Source organism: Pseudomonas sp. GW821-FHT11G12 (genome assembly GCF_058808055.1).
This window is the reverse complement of record NZ_JBXARH010000012.1, coordinates 23,299-37,572: the sequence shown is the minus strand read 5'-3', so window position 1 is coordinate 37,572 and position 14,274 is coordinate 23,299. Positions and strand designations below refer to the sequence as shown.

At 61.1% G+C, this 14,274-nt stretch carries 15 protein-coding genes; 7 read left to right on the top strand and 8 right to left on the bottom strand.

Translation table 11 applies throughout. From position 1 onward, the window contains the following. The first annotated feature begins 546 nt into the window (after nt 1-546). Complete coding sequence (gene glyA / locus AC1RR7_RS27555) at nt 547-1,896, top strand: serine hydroxymethyltransferase (RefSeq protein ID WP_096822219.1); 1,350 nt, start codon at nt 547-549, stop codon at nt 1,894-1,896. 94 nt (nt 1,897-1,990) lie between these two features. Here glyA and AC1RR7_RS27550 read toward each other — a convergent pair whose 3' ends face one another. The 7 genes from AC1RR7_RS27550 to AC1RR7_RS27520 form a co-directional block, all read right to left on the bottom strand. Further along, nucleotides 1,991-3,409 (bottom strand): amino acid permease, encoded by a 1,419-nt coding sequence (locus AC1RR7_RS27550; protein ID WP_102620322.1) that lies wholly within the window; start codon nt 3,407-3,409, stop codon nt 1,991-1,993. A gap of 826 nt (nt 3,410-4,235) precedes the next feature. Beyond that, nucleotides 4,236-5,453 carry a 23S rRNA pseudouridine(2605) synthase RluB gene (rluB, locus tag AC1RR7_RS27545; RefSeq protein ID WP_096822221.1) on the bottom strand — a complete coding sequence of 406 codons (1,218 nt, stop codon included), beginning with the start codon at nt 5,451-5,453 and terminating at the stop codon, nt 4,236-4,238. Nucleotides 5,454-5,608: 155 nt separating this feature from the next. After that, nucleotides 5,609-5,800, bottom strand: a complete 192-nt coding sequence (locus AC1RR7_RS27540; protein ID WP_493158807.1) for a DUF1289 domain-containing protein — start codon at nt 5,798-5,800, stop codon at nt 5,609-5,611. Nucleotides 5,801-5,802: 2 nt separating this feature from the next. After that, entirely contained in the window at nt 5,803-6,816 is a 1,014-nt protein-coding gene (gene scpB, locus AC1RR7_RS27535) for an SMC-Scp complex subunit ScpB (RefSeq protein WP_493091982.1), read from the bottom strand. Between the two features lie 11 nt (nt 6,817-6,827). After that, nucleotides 6,828-7,646, bottom strand: a complete 819-nt coding sequence (locus AC1RR7_RS27530) for a segregation and condensation protein A (RefSeq protein ID WP_096822223.1) — start codon at nt 7,644-7,646, stop codon at nt 6,828-6,830. Further along, nucleotides 7,647-8,276, bottom strand: coding sequence for an L-threonylcarbamoyladenylate synthase (locus tag AC1RR7_RS27525; RefSeq protein WP_096822250.1), 630 nt, complete (start codon nt 8,274-8,276; stop codon nt 7,647-7,649). It abuts the gene before it with no gap. A 13-nt stretch (nt 8,277-8,289) separates the two neighbouring features. Then, a complete protein-coding gene (locus AC1RR7_RS27520) occupies nt 8,290-9,153 on the bottom strand; it encodes a PHP domain-containing protein (protein ID WP_096822224.1) in 864 nt (287 codons plus the stop codon). An 87-nt stretch (nt 9,154-9,240) separates the two neighbouring features. Here AC1RR7_RS27520 and AC1RR7_RS27515 point away from each other — a divergent pair, with 87 nt between their 5' ends. The 6 genes from AC1RR7_RS27515 to AC1RR7_RS27490 all read left to right on the top strand — a co-directional run bounded on the left by AC1RR7_RS27515 (nt 9,241) and on the right by AC1RR7_RS27490 (nt 13,354). Beyond that, nucleotides 9,241-9,837, top strand: coding sequence for a septation protein A (locus tag AC1RR7_RS27515; RefSeq protein ID WP_102620318.1), 597 nt, complete (start codon nt 9,241-9,243; stop codon nt 9,835-9,837). A gap of 1 nt (nt 9,838) precedes the next feature. Next, entirely contained in the window at nt 9,839-10,138 is a 300-nt protein-coding gene (locus tag AC1RR7_RS27510) for a YciI family protein (protein WP_096822226.1), read from the top strand. A gap of 121 nt (nt 10,139-10,259) precedes the next feature. Further along, nucleotides 10,260-10,670, top strand: coding sequence for an SH3 domain-containing protein (locus AC1RR7_RS27505; protein WP_096822227.1), 411 nt, complete (start codon nt 10,260-10,262; stop codon nt 10,668-10,670). Between the two features lie 7 nt (nt 10,671-10,677). Beyond that, entirely contained in the window at nt 10,678-11,355 is a 678-nt protein-coding gene (locus AC1RR7_RS27500) for a response regulator transcription factor (RefSeq protein WP_096822228.1), read from the top strand. A 141-nt stretch (nt 11,356-11,496) separates the two neighbouring features. Further along, a complete protein-coding gene (locus tag AC1RR7_RS27495; RefSeq protein WP_102620317.1) occupies nt 11,497-11,946 on the top strand; it encodes a Spy/CpxP family protein refolding chaperone in 450 nt (149 codons plus the stop codon). A gap of 67 nt (nt 11,947-12,013) precedes the next feature. Further along, nucleotides 12,014-13,354 (top strand): sensor histidine kinase, encoded by a 1,341-nt coding sequence (locus AC1RR7_RS27490; protein WP_493158806.1) that lies wholly within the window; start codon nt 12,014-12,016, stop codon nt 13,352-13,354. A 276-nt stretch (nt 13,355-13,630) separates the two neighbouring features. Here AC1RR7_RS27490 and AC1RR7_RS27485 read toward each other — a convergent pair whose 3' ends face one another. Next, entirely contained in the window at nt 13,631-14,197 is a 567-nt protein-coding gene (locus AC1RR7_RS27485; RefSeq protein WP_493158805.1) for a nitroreductase family protein, read from the bottom strand. Nucleotides 14,198-14,274 lie beyond the last annotated feature (77 nt).

Below are 14,274 nucleotides of genomic sequence, written 5' to 3'. Positions count from 1 at the left end.
GCTTACCATCCATTTATAACTGTAATTGACATCACACCCCGAGCGCTCACTCATGGATCACTCAAGTCAAGTGGGTCATTACAGTTTTATCCGTATCAAAGCCGCGCGCGATCATAGCATCCTCCCTCCTTGAGTGACTAAACGACACCGCATAGTCCAGGTCAGCAAATCTGTACTGACTTGTTAGTTCTCCTTGTCGTCACCCGTGACACCTGAAAAATCACGCCTGCCGAGCTGCAGTTTTACACCCTTCAGGGGGACAAAAAGAATCATTTTATTTGAACAATGTTCATTTTTCTGATTAATCTTGTGGCGTTCCCAAGCAAAAAATCTATGATGCATCCGGTGATTCTCTCCTCACGGTTACGAGCAGAGGTCATGAAAACCGGCTGTTTAAACAGGCTTTAGTTTTGCGCGCATCGCCGCCAGAACACGGATCGGCCTGTATGGCGCTTGGCAGAACATGGATGCAGGTACGCACACGCAAGACCAGGGAAGACGCGCGGTTGTTCGTTGCGCGCAACAAACAGGGAAGGAATACAGACAATGCCAGTCAATACCGAACAGCTTACGAACCAGGCCGACTTATTGCGACGTGGCCTGGCGGATCTCCGGGCGGAAGACGCCGAACTCGCACAGATCCTCGACGCTGAAGTCACGCGTCAACACCGGACTCTCTCGCTGGTCTCCTCCTCTTGCGCAGTCAAGCCTCGCACCTTGGTGGCATCGGCGTCGGCACTGGTCAACGTGACGGCCGAGGGCATGCCCGGCAGGCGCTATAACGCCGGGTGCGAGAACGTCACCCGGGTCGAGTCGCTGGCCATCCGAAGAGCCCGGGAGCTGTTCGACGCCCAGTACGCCAACGTGCAGTCACACTCGGCGTCGAACGCCAACTACCAGGTGCTCACCGGCCTGCTTGAACCGGGAGATACGCTGCTGGGAATGGCCGTCGAACACGGAGGTCATCTCACCCACGGCAGCACCGCCGCGTTTTCGGGCGACCACTACAAGGCGATCCAGTACGGCACGACCGCCGACGGCCTGATCGATTACGACAACGTACGCCGACTGGCCCTCGACCACCGCCCGCGCATCATCATGTGCTGCGCCACCGCCTATTCACAGGTTGTGGACTTCGAACGGTTCCGTGAGATTGCCGATGAGGCCGGAGCGATTCTGCTCGCTGATATTTCGCACATCGCCGGACTGGTTGCCACCGGGCGACATCCGAGCCCGATCAACGTTGCACACGTCACCACGACCTGCACGCACAAGCAACTCATGGGCCCCCGCGGCGGCCTGATCCTTTCCGGCCGGGACGCGAACACCAAGGTACCCGGCCTGCGGACAACCTTCAGTCGTGCCCTTGATCAAGCCGTGTTTCCCGGAATGCAGGGCGCGCCGGCGGTCAACATGATCGCGGCCAAGGCGGCGGCACTGGGCTATGCAAGGTCGGCCGAGTTCGACGCCTACATGGCGCGGATCCGGAGCACGGCCGATGAACTCGCCAGTGCGTTTCAGGCACATGACTACGAGGTCGTGGGCGGGCGCAGTGAGAACCACGCGATTCTGCTTCGGTTGCGCAGCGGTATCACCGGCGCCATTGCGGAGTCAGCGCTGGAGCACTGCGGGATCATCGTCAACAAACACCGCGTCCCCGGCGAGACCCGATCATCCCTCGTGACCAGTGGGCTGCGCATCGGCACTGGCTCCATCGCGCAACGCCACATCGACGCCCGGGGATGCCGGCAGATTGTCGATCTGATGTGCCGGATTCTGGACAACGTGACGCCGCTCGGCGAGCAGGACTACACGCTGGAACCCACACTGAGGGAGCAATTCCGCCTACAGACCGAAGCGCTGTGCACGCTGTATCCCATCGCTGACTACGCTTAGCAGCTGGAGTGGCTCGTAACTCGGAAAAGCCTCCAGACTCTGCAGAAACAAAAAACCCGGCACTTGGCCGGGTTTTTTGTTTCTGCAGAGTCGCTTATTTGGAAGCGCCTGCTGCAGTCAGCGCTTGCTGCGCACCACGCTTGTTCTTGATCACGTAGCAGACCCACATGAACACGACCCACACCGGAATCGCATACACCGAGATCTGGATGCCCGGGATCAGCAGCATCACACCCAGAATGAACGCGACGAACGCCAGGCAGATGTAGTTGCCGTACGGGTACCAGAGCGCCTTGAACAGCGGCTTCTGGTTGGTCTTGTTCATGTGCTGGCGGAACTTGAAGTGCGAGAAGCTGATCATCGCCCAGTTGATCACCAGCGTTGCAACCACCAGCGACATCAGCAGTTCCAGCGCGTGTTGCGGGATCAGGTAGTTCAGCAACACGGCCACCAGCGTTACCGCCGCCGAGGCCAGGATCGAACGTACCGGCACGCCACGCTTGTCGATCTTCGCCAGGCCTTTCGGCGCATCACCCTGTTCAGCCATGCCCAGCAGCATGCGGCTGTTGCAGTAGGTACCGCTGTTGTACACCGACAGCGCGGCGGTCAACACCACGAAGTTGAGGATGTGCGCGGCGGTGCTGCTGCCGAGCATCGAGAACACTTGCACGAACGGGCTGCCGCTGTAGGAGTCGCCCGACGCATTGAGGGTTTCCAGCAGGCTGTCCCATGGGGTCAGCGACAGCAGGATCACCAGTGCGCCGATGTAGAAAATCAGGATCCGGTAGATCACCTGATTGATCGCTTTCGGGATCACGGTTTTCGGCTTGTCGGCTTCGGCGGCGGTGAAACCGAGCATTTCCAGACCACCGAATGAGAACATGATGATCGCCATGGCCATCACCAGACCGCTGACGCCGTTCGGGAAGAAGCCGCCGTGGGACCACAGGTTGCTGACCGAAGCCTGCGGGCCGCCATGGCCGCTGACCAGCAGATAGCTGCCCAGGGCAATCATGCCGACGATCGCCACGACCTTGATGATCGCGAACCAGAATTCGGCTTCACCGAAGACTTTGACGTTGGCCAGGTTGATCGCGTTGATCAGAAGGAAGAAGGCGGCGGCGGTGACCCAGCTCGGGATCTCCGGCGCCCAGTAGTGGATGTACTTGCCGACCGCCGTCAGCTCCGACATGCCCACCAGGATGTACAGGATCCAGCAGTTCCAGCCCGACAGGAAACCGGCGAAGCCGCCCCAGTACTTGTGCGCAAAGTGGCTGAAAGAGCCGGCCACCGGCTCTTCGACGATCATCTCGCCGAGCTGGCGCATGATCATGAAAGCGATGAAGCCGCAGATGGCATAGCCGAGGATCATCGACGGGCCGGCGGATTTCAGCACCCCGGCCGAGCCGAGGAACAATCCGGTACCGATCGCGCCACCGAGGGCGATCAGTTGAATGTGGCGATTTTTCAGGCCGCGTTTCAGCTCGCCTGATTGCGAGTTTTGTCCACTCATGAAAAAGGTCTCACGCAAGGTTTGATGATGTTCAGTAGACGTTGCTGCAAGGTTGCGATTTCAACCAACCTTGATCAAACCCCAGCGCAGGCACCAGGAATTCAGCTTTTTTACAACGGTCATGCGTCACCTGTTTGTTTTTATCTGTGACGAAATCGAACCCGACACGCTCGTGACGCGACGGAGTGAACAAGGCGGATAGCCTTGAGGTATGCGCGATTACGCAGAGGGTCACAGTTAAAACGCGGCGCATTGTACACCGCTAACCCCCTGCTGCCAGACCCCGCTGGATCAGCGTGTCGGTTGCCGGGATTGCGTGTGTCCGCCCTGAGAGGCTCGGGCGGCTGCAAAAATTGAGTCAGGCCTTTGCAGGCCATCGGCGTGGACGATGAAAAATCCGTCCCACGTAGAGAAGTGAAAATGGATATCGGCGTTCATTGCGCCTCCTTCTTGTTATGCACCTGCACGACAGGCATGGGGCGCATCTCACCTCTCAAACGAGCCTGAAACAAGCACGCCAGAGCCCTGCGCCGGCCCATATCGACAGGGCTTCGGCAGGTTTTCCTTACAGCCTTGCAAAGGCGCACGATCCATGGGACTCCGGGGCTTTTTCCGTAAACATTTACTGACAGCGCGTAACGTAAAGTTTCCACAGCAGACGAATCGAGAAGGGGTCCGCCCGTGGCTGTTAGCTCGCTAACTATTTGAAAGTGCTTCAGGTTTTTTGTTTTCAAATCAGAAAAAACCGCTGAAAAAAAGAAATAAAAAATCCAAAAAAAAACGCCAACCCGAAGGTTGGCGTTTTTTCATTCAGCGCTGAATACGATCATTCAGGCTTCTTGCGACCGAAACCCGGACGCTGGCCGGAACCGGCCGGTGCGCCACGACGCTTGCCCGACGGCTTGTCATCGTCAGCCAGTTTGATGCCTGGACGCTTCGGCGCAGGCTTGGCCGGGCGCTTGGTGTCGGCTGGACGATCCGCCACCGGCGTACCGCGACCGGCCGGAGCACCCCGCTCGCCACGCTCGGTACGGCCATTGGCCGGACGCGGAGCGCGCTCGCCGTCACGTGCTGCTGGCTTGCGACCTGGACGCTCGCCTTCGATCTGCGGCTCACGCACTTGACGCGGGCCGGCAGCCGCCGGTGCGCCATTGGCCGGACGCAGGGTACGCACGCGCTCGGTACGGGCCATAGGACGCGACGACTTGCGCTGCATGCGATCGAGCTTGTCTTTGCTCTTGGCGTTCAGTTGCGGCATGGCTACCGGGGTCAGGCCGACTTCAGCACTCAGAATATCGACTTCGTACTGGCTCATTTCGCGCCAGCGGCCCATCGGCAGGTCGGAGTTGAGGAACACCGGACCGAAACGCACACGCTTCAGACGGCTGACCACCAGACCCTGGGATTCCCACAGACGACGCACTTCACGGTTGCGACCTTCCATCACCACGCAGTGATACCAGTGGTTGAAGCCTTCGCCACCCGGTGCCTGTTTGATGTCGGTGAAACGCGCCGGGCCGTCTTCCAGCACAACGCCGGCCTTCAGACGTTCGATCATCTCGTCATCGACTTCGCCGCGAACACGGACCGCGTACTCACGGTCCATCTCGTAGGACGGGTGCATCAGGCGGTTGGCCAGCTCACCGTCGGTGGTGAACATCAGCAGGCCGGTGGTGTTGATGTCGAGACGACCGATGTTGATCCAGCGCCCTTCTTTCGGACGCGGCAACTTGTCGAACACGGTCGGACGGCCTTCCGGGTCGTCACGGGTGCAGATCTCGCCATCGGGCTTGTTATACATGATCACGCGGCGGACCGACTCGGCAGCCTCTTCACGCTTGATGACCTTGCCATCAATGGTGATTGCATCGTGCATGTCGACGCGCAGGCCGAGGGTGGCGTCTTTGCCGTTGACCTTGATCCGGCCCTGGCTGATCCACGCTTCCACGTCACGGCGCGAGCCGACGCCGATACGGGCGAGGACTTTCTGCAGTTTTTCGCCTGCTGGGCCGATTTCCTGGTCGTCTTTCTGGTTGTCACTCATCTGGGCACCTCCCGGTGTGGTCTGTTCAGCGGCTCAGGATTGAGCCCGCTGAAACGTTGAAATCTGGGTTTTCGGGCGAAGGGATCGCCGAAGGGTCGCGAATCATACGCGGATGTGTTCGTTCGCGCATCAGAGACTAGTCGATCGAGGCAAGGTTATTTCTTTTTCCGCCGACCGGTGGCACCGAGCTTGATCAGGCGCAGCGAAGCTTCGGCGAGCACCGTGCGCTTGTCGTCCTTGTCGAGTTTCTTCCAGACCCTGATCTCGCGCTTGCTGCGACCGCAGCCAAGGCAGACGTCGTCGCTGAACTTGCAGAGGCTGACGCACGGGTCCTTGGCTGAGCTCATGCTCAATCTTCGAACTCGCGGCGCTCGGCTTCGATGGCCTCGGCCAGGGCGCGGGCTTCGGCTTCTTCTTCGCTCAGTTCTGGTTCCGGATCTGGTGCGGGTTGTTCAAGCCGGGCGACGGCGGCCAGCAGTTTTTCCCGGGCTTCGGCCACGCCGAGCACATCGTCTTCCTGCTCGGGCTCAGGCTCAAATTCCGATTCAGGCTCAAAATCGTCCTCTGGCTCTACTTCAGGCTCCACATCGACTGGCGGTTCAATCAGGTCGGACTCAAACCCCGATGGCATCGGCTCGCCATCCGCAACATCACGCAGCAAATCGTCGAAGTCGGTCTTGATCCCCTCCTCCATGCTGTCCAGTTCCAGCAGCAGCGTGTGGAAACTGGTTTCCTCTTTCGGCTCTTCCGGCTCGGCGCTGGCATCGGCCAGTTCCTGCAAGCCCGGCGGCACTGGAGCGTCGTCGAAGTCGAGCACCGGATCCGGCTCGATCTCGCGCAGTTCGGCCAGCGGTGGCAACTCGTCGAGGCTCTTGAGGTTGAAGTGATCGAGAAACAGCTTGGTGGTGGCGAACATCGCCGGTTTGCCCGGCACATCGCGGTAACCAACGATGCGGATCCACTCACGCTCCATCAGCGTCTTGACGATGTTGGTGTTGACCGCCACGCCACGCACGTCTTCGATCTCGCCGCGGGTGATCGGCTGGCGATAGGCAATCAACGCCATGGTTTCCAGCAGGGCCCGGGAATAACGCTGCGGGCGCTCTTCCCACAGGCGGCCGACCCATGGCGCGAACTTCTCGCGGATCTGCAGGCGATAGCCGGAGGCAACCTCCACGAGCTCGAACGCCCGCCCCTCGCAGGACTTGCCGAGCAGGGTCAGTGCCTTCTTGAAGACCGGCGGTTCCGGCCGTTCACCTTCCTCGAACAACTCGTACAGGCGTTCAAGGGTTTGCGGCTTTCCCGAGGCCAACAGAAAGGCTTCAAGCAGGGGCGCCAGCTCGCGGGGTTCACTCAGGTTCATATCGGGACTCGTTATTCGGCTCGGGCTCGCACGTGGATCGCGGCGAACGGCTCATTCTGCACCAGCTCGACCAAGGATTCCTTGACCAGTTCAAGGATCGCCATGAAGGTCACCACCACGCCGAGCCGGCCTTCCTCGGCGGTGAACAGCTCGACGAACGGCACAAACCCGGCGCCCTTGAGCCGCTCCAGCACATCGCTCATGCGTTCGCGGGTGGACAGTGCCTCGCGGCTGACCTGATGGCTTTCGAACATATCGCCACGGCGCAGCACTTCGGCCATGGACATCAATATCTCTTCCAGCGCCACGTCCGGCAACAGCTTGCGCGCCCGGGCTTCCGGGGCATCGAGCTTGGGCACGATCACGTCGCGGCCGACGCGGCTCAGGCCGTCGATGCCTTCGGCAGCGGCCTTGAAGCGTTCGTATTCCTGCAGGCGACGGATCAGTTCGGCGCGCGGGTCGTCCTCTTCCTCTTCGACGGTTTCGGCCCGGGGCAGCAGCATCCGCGACTTGATCTCGGCCAGCATCGCCGCCATCACCAGATACTCGGCGGCCAGTTCCAGGCGCACCGACTGCATCAACTCGACATAGCCCATGTACTGGCGGGTGATTTCCGCCACCGGGATGTCGAGGATGTTGATGTTCTGTTTGCGGATCAGGTACAGCAGCAGATCGAGCGGGCCTTCGAAGGCTTCGAGGAAGACTTCCAGGGCGTCCGGCGGGATGTACAGGTCCAGCGGCATTTCCGTGACGGCCTGGCCATAGACCATCGCAAACGGCAGTTCCTGCTGGGCACCGGCCTGGGGATCAACGGTTTCCACTGCGGACATTCAGGCCTCGACCATGAACGGAGCCGGATCGCCGCAACCGACGCGGACCACTTCCGGATCGTCGCCGGTCAGGTCAATCACGGTGGAGGCCTTGATGCCACCGAAACCGCCGTCGATGATCAGGTCCACTTGATGCTCGAGCAACTGGCGCATTTCGTACGGATCGCTCAGCGGGTCTTCATCGCCCGGCATGATCAGGGTCACGCTCATCAGCGGCTCGCCCAGTTCGGCAAGCAACGCCAAAGCGATCGGATGGCTCGGCACCCGCAGGCCGATGGTGCGCTTCTTCGGGTGCAGCAAAAGCCGTGGCACTTCGCGGGTGGCGTTGAGAATGAACGTGTAAGGCCCCGGCAAATGAGCCTTGAGAATACGGAAGGTGCCGGTGTCGATCTTGGCGTAATTGCCCAGTTGCGACAGGTCGCTGCAGATCAGCGCGAAGTTGTGCTTTTCGTCGAGCTGACGCAGGCGTCGAACGCGCTCGATGCCGTTCTTGTCGCCGATCTGGCAACCGATTGCGTAGGAAGAGTCCGTTGGATAGACCACCACCCCGCCTTTGCGGATGATTTCGACCGCCTGTTTGATCAGGCGCGCTTGCGGGTTTTCCGGATGGATCTGGAAAAATTGACTCACATTCTCTACCTGTTCAGACGGCGGCAATAACTGTGTCATGTTTGAACCGACACCACAGGGGTGGAAGGTCCTCCGGCACCGGCCGGTACTGGCCGATCTCGGACCAGCCACCAGGGCCATGGAAATCACTGCCGGCGCTGACCAGCAGACCGAACTCACGGGCAAGGATTGCAAGGCTGCCCACCTGTTCCGCAGGCTGATGACCGTTGACCACTTCGATCGCATGCCCGCCCGCTTGAATATAGTCGGCAATCAGCTTTCGGCGCTTGCTGCGCGTGAAATCGTAGTGCCAGGGATGCGCCAGGCTGACCCACGCCCCGGCGGCGCGCAGCGTGCCGACGGTGTCTTCGAGGGTCGGCCAGTGTTGCTTGACGTCCCCCAGCTTGCCGGCGCCGAGCCATTTACGAAACGCCTCGGCGCGATCCTTGACGAAACCTTCACGCACCATCCAGTCGGCGAAATGCGGACGGGCCGGCGCGTTGCCGCTGTCGCCCAGTTCCTGCTGGATCTGCCGTGCGCCGTCGAGCGCATTCGGCATGCCCTTGAGGGCGAGCTTGCGGCTTATTTCTTCAGACCGTAGCCAGCGGCCATCGTGCAGCTTCGCAATCGCCTCAACCAATGGCGCGGCGTTGACGTCGAAACCGTAGCCCAGCACGTGAATGGTGGCACCGCCCCAGGTGCAGGACAGCTCGACGCCGTTGACCAGTTGCATCCCCAGTTCCGTGGCCGCGATGCGCGCCTCGGCCAAGCCTTCGAGGGTATCGTGATCGGTCAGGGCCAGGACTCGCACGCCGTTCTCGAACGCACGCGCAACCAGTGCCGCAGGCGCCAGGGCGCCATCGGAGGCCGTGCTATGGCAGTGCAAATCAACATTCACGGGGATGTGTAACCTCAAATCAGCTGGCGCTATCGCGCGCCCATATGTTTGTTATTATGCCGCCACATCCAGCTTCTGGCTCTCACTGTGAAACAATTCATCGATTTCATCCCGCTTCTGCTGTTCTTCATCGTCTACAAACTCGATCCACGCACCGTCGACGTCGCCGGTCATGAGTTGACCGTAGGCGGTATTTACAGCGCCACGGCCGTGCTGATCATCAGCTCCCTGGTGGTCTATGGCGCGCTCTTCATCAAGCAGCGCAAGCTGGAAAAGAGCCAGTGGCTGACCCTGATCGCCTGCCTCGTGTTCGGCAGCCTGACCCTGGCCTTCCACAGCGAAACCTTCCTGAAATGGAAAGCCCCGGTGGTCAACTGGCTGTTCGCCCTGGCCTTCCTCGGCAGCCATTTCATCGGTGACCGCCTGCTGATCAAACGCATCATGGGTCACGCAGTGACGCTGCCGGAACCGATCTGGGCGCGCCTGAACATCGCCTGGATCGCTTTCTTGCTGTTCTGCGGCGCCGCCAACCTGTTCGTCGCCTTCACCTTCCAGGACTACTGGGTGGACTTCAAGGTATTCGGCAGCCTGGGCCTGACCGTGCTGTTCCTGGTCGCTCAGGGCATCTACCTGACCCGTCACCTGCACGACGCCGATACCACAACGCCAAAAACCGAGGACTGACATGCTCTACGCAATCATTGCCACCGACGTCGCCAACTCCCTGGACGCGCGCCTCGCCGCCCGCCCGGCCCACCTTGAACGCCTGCAAGTGCTCAAGGGCGAAGGCCGCATCGTCCTGGCCGGCCCGCACCCGGCCGTCGACAGCAATGATCCGGGCGCTGCGGGTTTCACCGGCAGCCTGATCGTCGCCGAATTCGACTCCCTGAGCGCTGCGCAAGCCTGGGCCGATGCCGATCCGTACATCGCCGCCGGTGTCTACGCCAATGTTGTCGTGAAGCCGTTCAAGCAAGTCCTGCCGTAACTTTCCCCCGCCCGTGTCCCCACGCGATGAACCTTGTCGGTTCATCGCGTTCTCAATCGCTCATTATTCTCGTTTGCCGGCCGACAACCTGCCCAATATCCATTTGGTAACAGGAGTCGCGATGCGCAAGGGTCCGTTGTGTCTGATGTTGGTCACGTTGTCGATCGTGGCGCCCGCCCATGGTGTAGAAACCACCGAAAGCGGCAACTCCACGCCGCTTTCGTTGAGCGCCGGCAGCCAGATCACCGAGTTGCAGCAGCGCCTGAAGGCCAGCGAGCAGCAGCGGGAAGAACTGAGCAAACAACTGCAAGATGCCGACAACACCCGCGAAAGCGCCCAGCTTGCCCGGTTGCGCCAAGAGAACCAGCGCCTGAAGCTGCAACTCAAGGAAGCCCAAGCCAGCCCGCTGCCGCGCCTGCTGACCGAACAGCAGCAATGGTTCGTCACCGGTGCCGGGGTAGCGCTATTGGCCCTGCTCTGCGGTATCTTTGCCAGTGGTGCAAGTCGAAAACGTCGACAATGGCTAAATTGAGTGAGTCATGAGCGAGCTGTTACTGATTGATGATGACGAGGAGCTGTGTGAGCTCCTGAGCAGTTGGCTGAGCCAGGAAGGCTTTCAGGTCCGTGCATGTCACGACGGCCAGAGCGCCCGCAAGGCACTGGCCGAGACCGCGCCTGCCGCCGTGGTGCTGGACGTGATGCTGCCTGACGGCAGCGGTCTGGAACTGCTCAAGCAACTGCGCAACGACCACCCCGATCTGCCGGTGCTGATGCTCTCGGCTCGCGGCGAGCCGCTGGATCGCATCCTCGGCCTGGAACTGGGTGCCGACGATTACCTGGCCAAACCGTGCGACCCGCGCGAGCTCACCGCCCGCCTGCGCGCCGTTTTGCGCCGCAGTCACCCAGCCGCCGTCTCGACCCAACTTGAGTTGGGTGATTTGAGTTTCAGCCCGGTGCGTGGCGTGGTCAGCATCGACGAGAAGGAATTCACCCTCACCGTTTCCGAAAGCCGCCTGCTCGAAGCCCTGCTCAAGCAACCCGGCGAGCCGCTGGACAAACAGGAACTGGCGCAGATCGCCCTCGGCCGCAAGCTGACCCTGTACGACCGCAGCCTGGACATGCACGTCAGCAACCTGCGCAAGAAGATCGGCCCCCACGCCGACGGCCGCCCGCGCATCGTCGCCCTGCGCAGCCGCGGCTACTATTACAGCCTCTGAATCCCCGCACCCGGACGCTTTGTCAGTTTGATGACAAAGCGTCTTTACCCAAGCTTTACCCAGCGCTGACCGCCGCTGACCTTGATCTCCGTAATCTGGACTCATCCGGAACGTACCGGGAACGAGACAAGGAGATACACCATGCGCAAGACTCTTATCGCTCTGATGTTCGCTGCCGCTCTGCCAACCGTCGCCATGGCCGTGCCGCAGGATGGTGGCCCGATGGGCGGGCCGGACGGTGGCTGGCGCCACGGCGGTCAGATGCACGGCATGCACGGCAAAGGCCCGTACAGCCAGTTGGACCTGTCCCGCGAACAGCGCGAGCAGATCCGCAAGATCATGGGCGAGCAGATGCACGAGCGTAAGCAGACGGTCGAGAAATACCTGGAGAAACTCTCGCCAGCCGACCAGAAAGCCATGAAGGACGAGATGGCGGCCAACCACAAGAAAGCCGAATCCGATGTCCGCGCCGTGCTGAAGCCGGATCAACAGAAAAAATTCGACGAGATCCAGAAGAAACAGGACGAGCGTCGCGCCGAATGGGCTGAATTCAAGGCCTGGAAAGCGCAACAACCGCAAAAGGCGCAATAATGTTCTAGCGTCACGCCCCGACCCAACGGCTCACCGCCGTTGGGTTTTCTTTGTTTGAGGACTTTCCGTGCGTTCATTGTTCTGGCGTATTCTCGCGAGCTTCTGGCTGGCCATCGCTCTGGTTGCAGGGCTTTCCATTCTGCTGGGGCACATGCTCAACCAGGACGCGTGGATCCTCAGCCGCCATCCGGGCCTCAACACCCTGGCCGCCGACTGGACGCAGACCTACGAAGCCCAGGGCGAAGACGCTGCCCAGGACATCCTCGAACAACGCAAACGCCAATACCACATCGACGTGCAAGTGCTGAACGAGAGCGGCGACCCCGTGGTGCGTGGCACCTTCCCCCGTCGCGCGGCCGCTTTCGAAGCACGGCAGAACAATGACGACCGACGCCTGCCATGGCGACGACTGACCGATGAGTTCACCAGCGAAAAAAGCGGCGACACCTACCTCTTTATCTACCGCATCCCGCACCCGGAACTCGACGCCTGGCATCGCGAAAGCCTGCTCTGGCCATTGAGTGCGCTGGGTATCGCATTGGTGGTGCTGACCCTGTTCAGCCTGCTGGTGACCTTCTCCATCACCCGTCCGCTCAGCCGTTTGCGCGGCGCGGTGCACGATCTGGGGCAGACCACCTATCAGCAGAACAGCCTGGCGAAACTGGCCAACCGTCGCGATGAGTTCGGCGTGCTCGCCAACGATTTCAACCGCATGGGCGCACGCCTGCAAAGCCTGATCGGCAGTCAGCGCCAGTTGCTGCGCGACGTGTCCCACGAGTTGCGTTCACCGCTGGCACGGCTACGCATCGCGCTGGCATTGGCCGAACGGGCGAGCCCGGAAGAACGGGAAAAGCTCTGGCCACGCCTGACCCGCGAGTGCGATCGGCTGGAAGCGTTGATCAGTGAAATCCTGGTGCTGGCGCGGGTCGACGCCGACAACGCCAGTGCCGAAGCCGTGGACCTGAATGCCCTGCTGGGCTCTCTGCAAAAGGACGCGCAACTCGGCTCGCCCGAGCAGACCGTCCGCCTGGAGGTCGAGCCGCAGCTCAACATGACCGGATGGCCGACCATGATCGAGCGCGCCGTGGACAACCTGCTGCGCAACGCCCAGCGCTTCAACCCGGTGGGGCAATCGATCGAAATGCAGGCTTCACGTCAGGGCGAGCGAATCGTGGTCAGCGTGCGCGACCACGGGCCGGGGGTGCAGGCCGAACATTTGAATCAGTTGGGCGAACCGTTTTATCGGGCGCCGGGGCAGACTGCGGCCGGGCACGGCCTGGGCCTGGCGATCGCCCGGAGAGCGGCGGAGCGCCATGGCGGGACGCTGGTGCTGGCCAATCACCCGCAGGGCGGGTTTGTGGCCAGTCTTGAATTGCCGTTGGAGCCCGGAGCGGTGGTCCAGCCCTAGAAGCAGCCCCTCACCCCAGCCCTCTCCCGGAGGGAGAGGGAGCCGACCGAGGTGTCTTAGGTCATACATCGACCTGAATGACCGAGTCGATTGCGGTTCCGCAAAAAGCACCTGAACCAAGCCAATTCGGATTTGGCCGAAGCACTTGAACCGAGTCCATTCCGGATTCGGCCAAGTTCGTTCAGGTCGGTGAACCTCTGCAGCATCCCACAATCAGTCCCCTCTCCCTCCGGGAGAGGGTTAGGGTGAGGGCGCTTTTAAAGCTTTTAACGCCCTTTAAGCCTTTGCTGGCCAGGCGCTGACAAACTCCGCCAGATCAACCTTCTCGGCCACCCGCGGTTCTTTCTGCGGCGTACCGAGGTAAAGGAACGCAATCACCTCTTCGCCATCCGTCAGCCCCAAACCCTTGGCGACATGCTTCGAGTACGCCAGATCACCGGTGCGCCATACCGCGCCAATCCCCTGCGCGTAGGCCGCCAGCAGAATCCCGTGCGCCGCACAGCCCGCCGCCAGCAACTGCTCGGCTTTCGGGTATTTGACGTGATCCTGCAATTTGGCGATGACCACGACCACCAGTGGCGCCCGCAGCGGGCCGTTGCGGGCCTTGTCGATCATCGCTTCGGTGACTTCGCCTTCCTGCATCTGCGCCGCTTCGGCCAGCAACTCGCCCATCTGCTCACGCGCCGCGCCTTCGACGGTCAGGAAGCGATACGGCTGCAAATGCCCGTGATCCGGTGCACGGGTCGCGGCGGCAAACAGCACTTCGCGCTGTTCGGCGGTGGGGGCCGGATCGATCAGTCGTGGAACGGAAACACGGTTGAGCAAAGCGTCGAGAGCCTGCATCGGCCACCTCCTGAAAAAAATGTCCGGCTATTCTAGCTGCAAGTGATCCGGCCGCGTCGGTTTACATGCCTTGCCCC

Bases quoted from the DNA above. Each gene is read 5' to 3' on its own strand.
- AC1RR7_RS27485 (WP_493158805.1), bottom strand. From the start codon at position 14,197: ATGCAGGCTCTCGACGCTTTGCTCAACCGTGTTTCCGTTCCACGACTG.
- AC1RR7_RS27495 (WP_102620317.1), top strand. From the start codon at position 11,497: ATGCGCAAGACTCTTATCGCTCTGATGTTCGCTGCCGCTCTGCCAACC.
- AC1RR7_RS27530 (WP_096822223.1), bottom strand. From the start codon at position 7,646: ATGTCCGCAGTGGAAACCGTTGATCCCCAGGCCGGTGCCCAGCAGGAA.
- AC1RR7_RS27540 (WP_493158807.1), bottom strand. From the start codon at position 5,800: ATGAGCTCAGCCAAGGACCCGTGCGTCAGCCTCTGCAAGTTCAGCGAC.
- AC1RR7_RS27510 (WP_096822226.1), top strand. From the start codon at position 9,839: ATGCTCTACGCAATCATTGCCACCGACGTCGCCAACTCCCTGGACGCG.
- glyA (WP_096822219.1), top strand. From the start codon at position 547: ATGCCAGTCAATACCGAACAGCTTACGAACCAGGCCGACTTATTGCGA.
- AC1RR7_RS27500 (WP_096822228.1), top strand. From the start codon at position 10,678: ATGAGCGAGCTGTTACTGATTGATGATGACGAGGAGCTGTGTGAGCTC.
- AC1RR7_RS27550 (WP_102620322.1), bottom strand. From the start codon at position 3,409: ATGAGTGGACAAAACTCGCAATCAGGCGAGCTGAAACGCGGCCTGAAA.
- scpB (WP_493091982.1), bottom strand. From the start codon at position 6,816: ATGAACCTGAGTGAACCCCGCGAGCTGGCGCCCCTGCTTGAAGCCTTT.
- AC1RR7_RS27505 (WP_096822227.1), top strand. From the start codon at position 10,260: ATGCGCAAGGGTCCGTTGTGTCTGATGTTGGTCACGTTGTCGATCGTG.
- rluB (WP_096822221.1), bottom strand. From the start codon at position 5,453: ATGAGTGACAACCAGAAAGACGACCAGGAAATCGGCCCAGCAGGCGAA.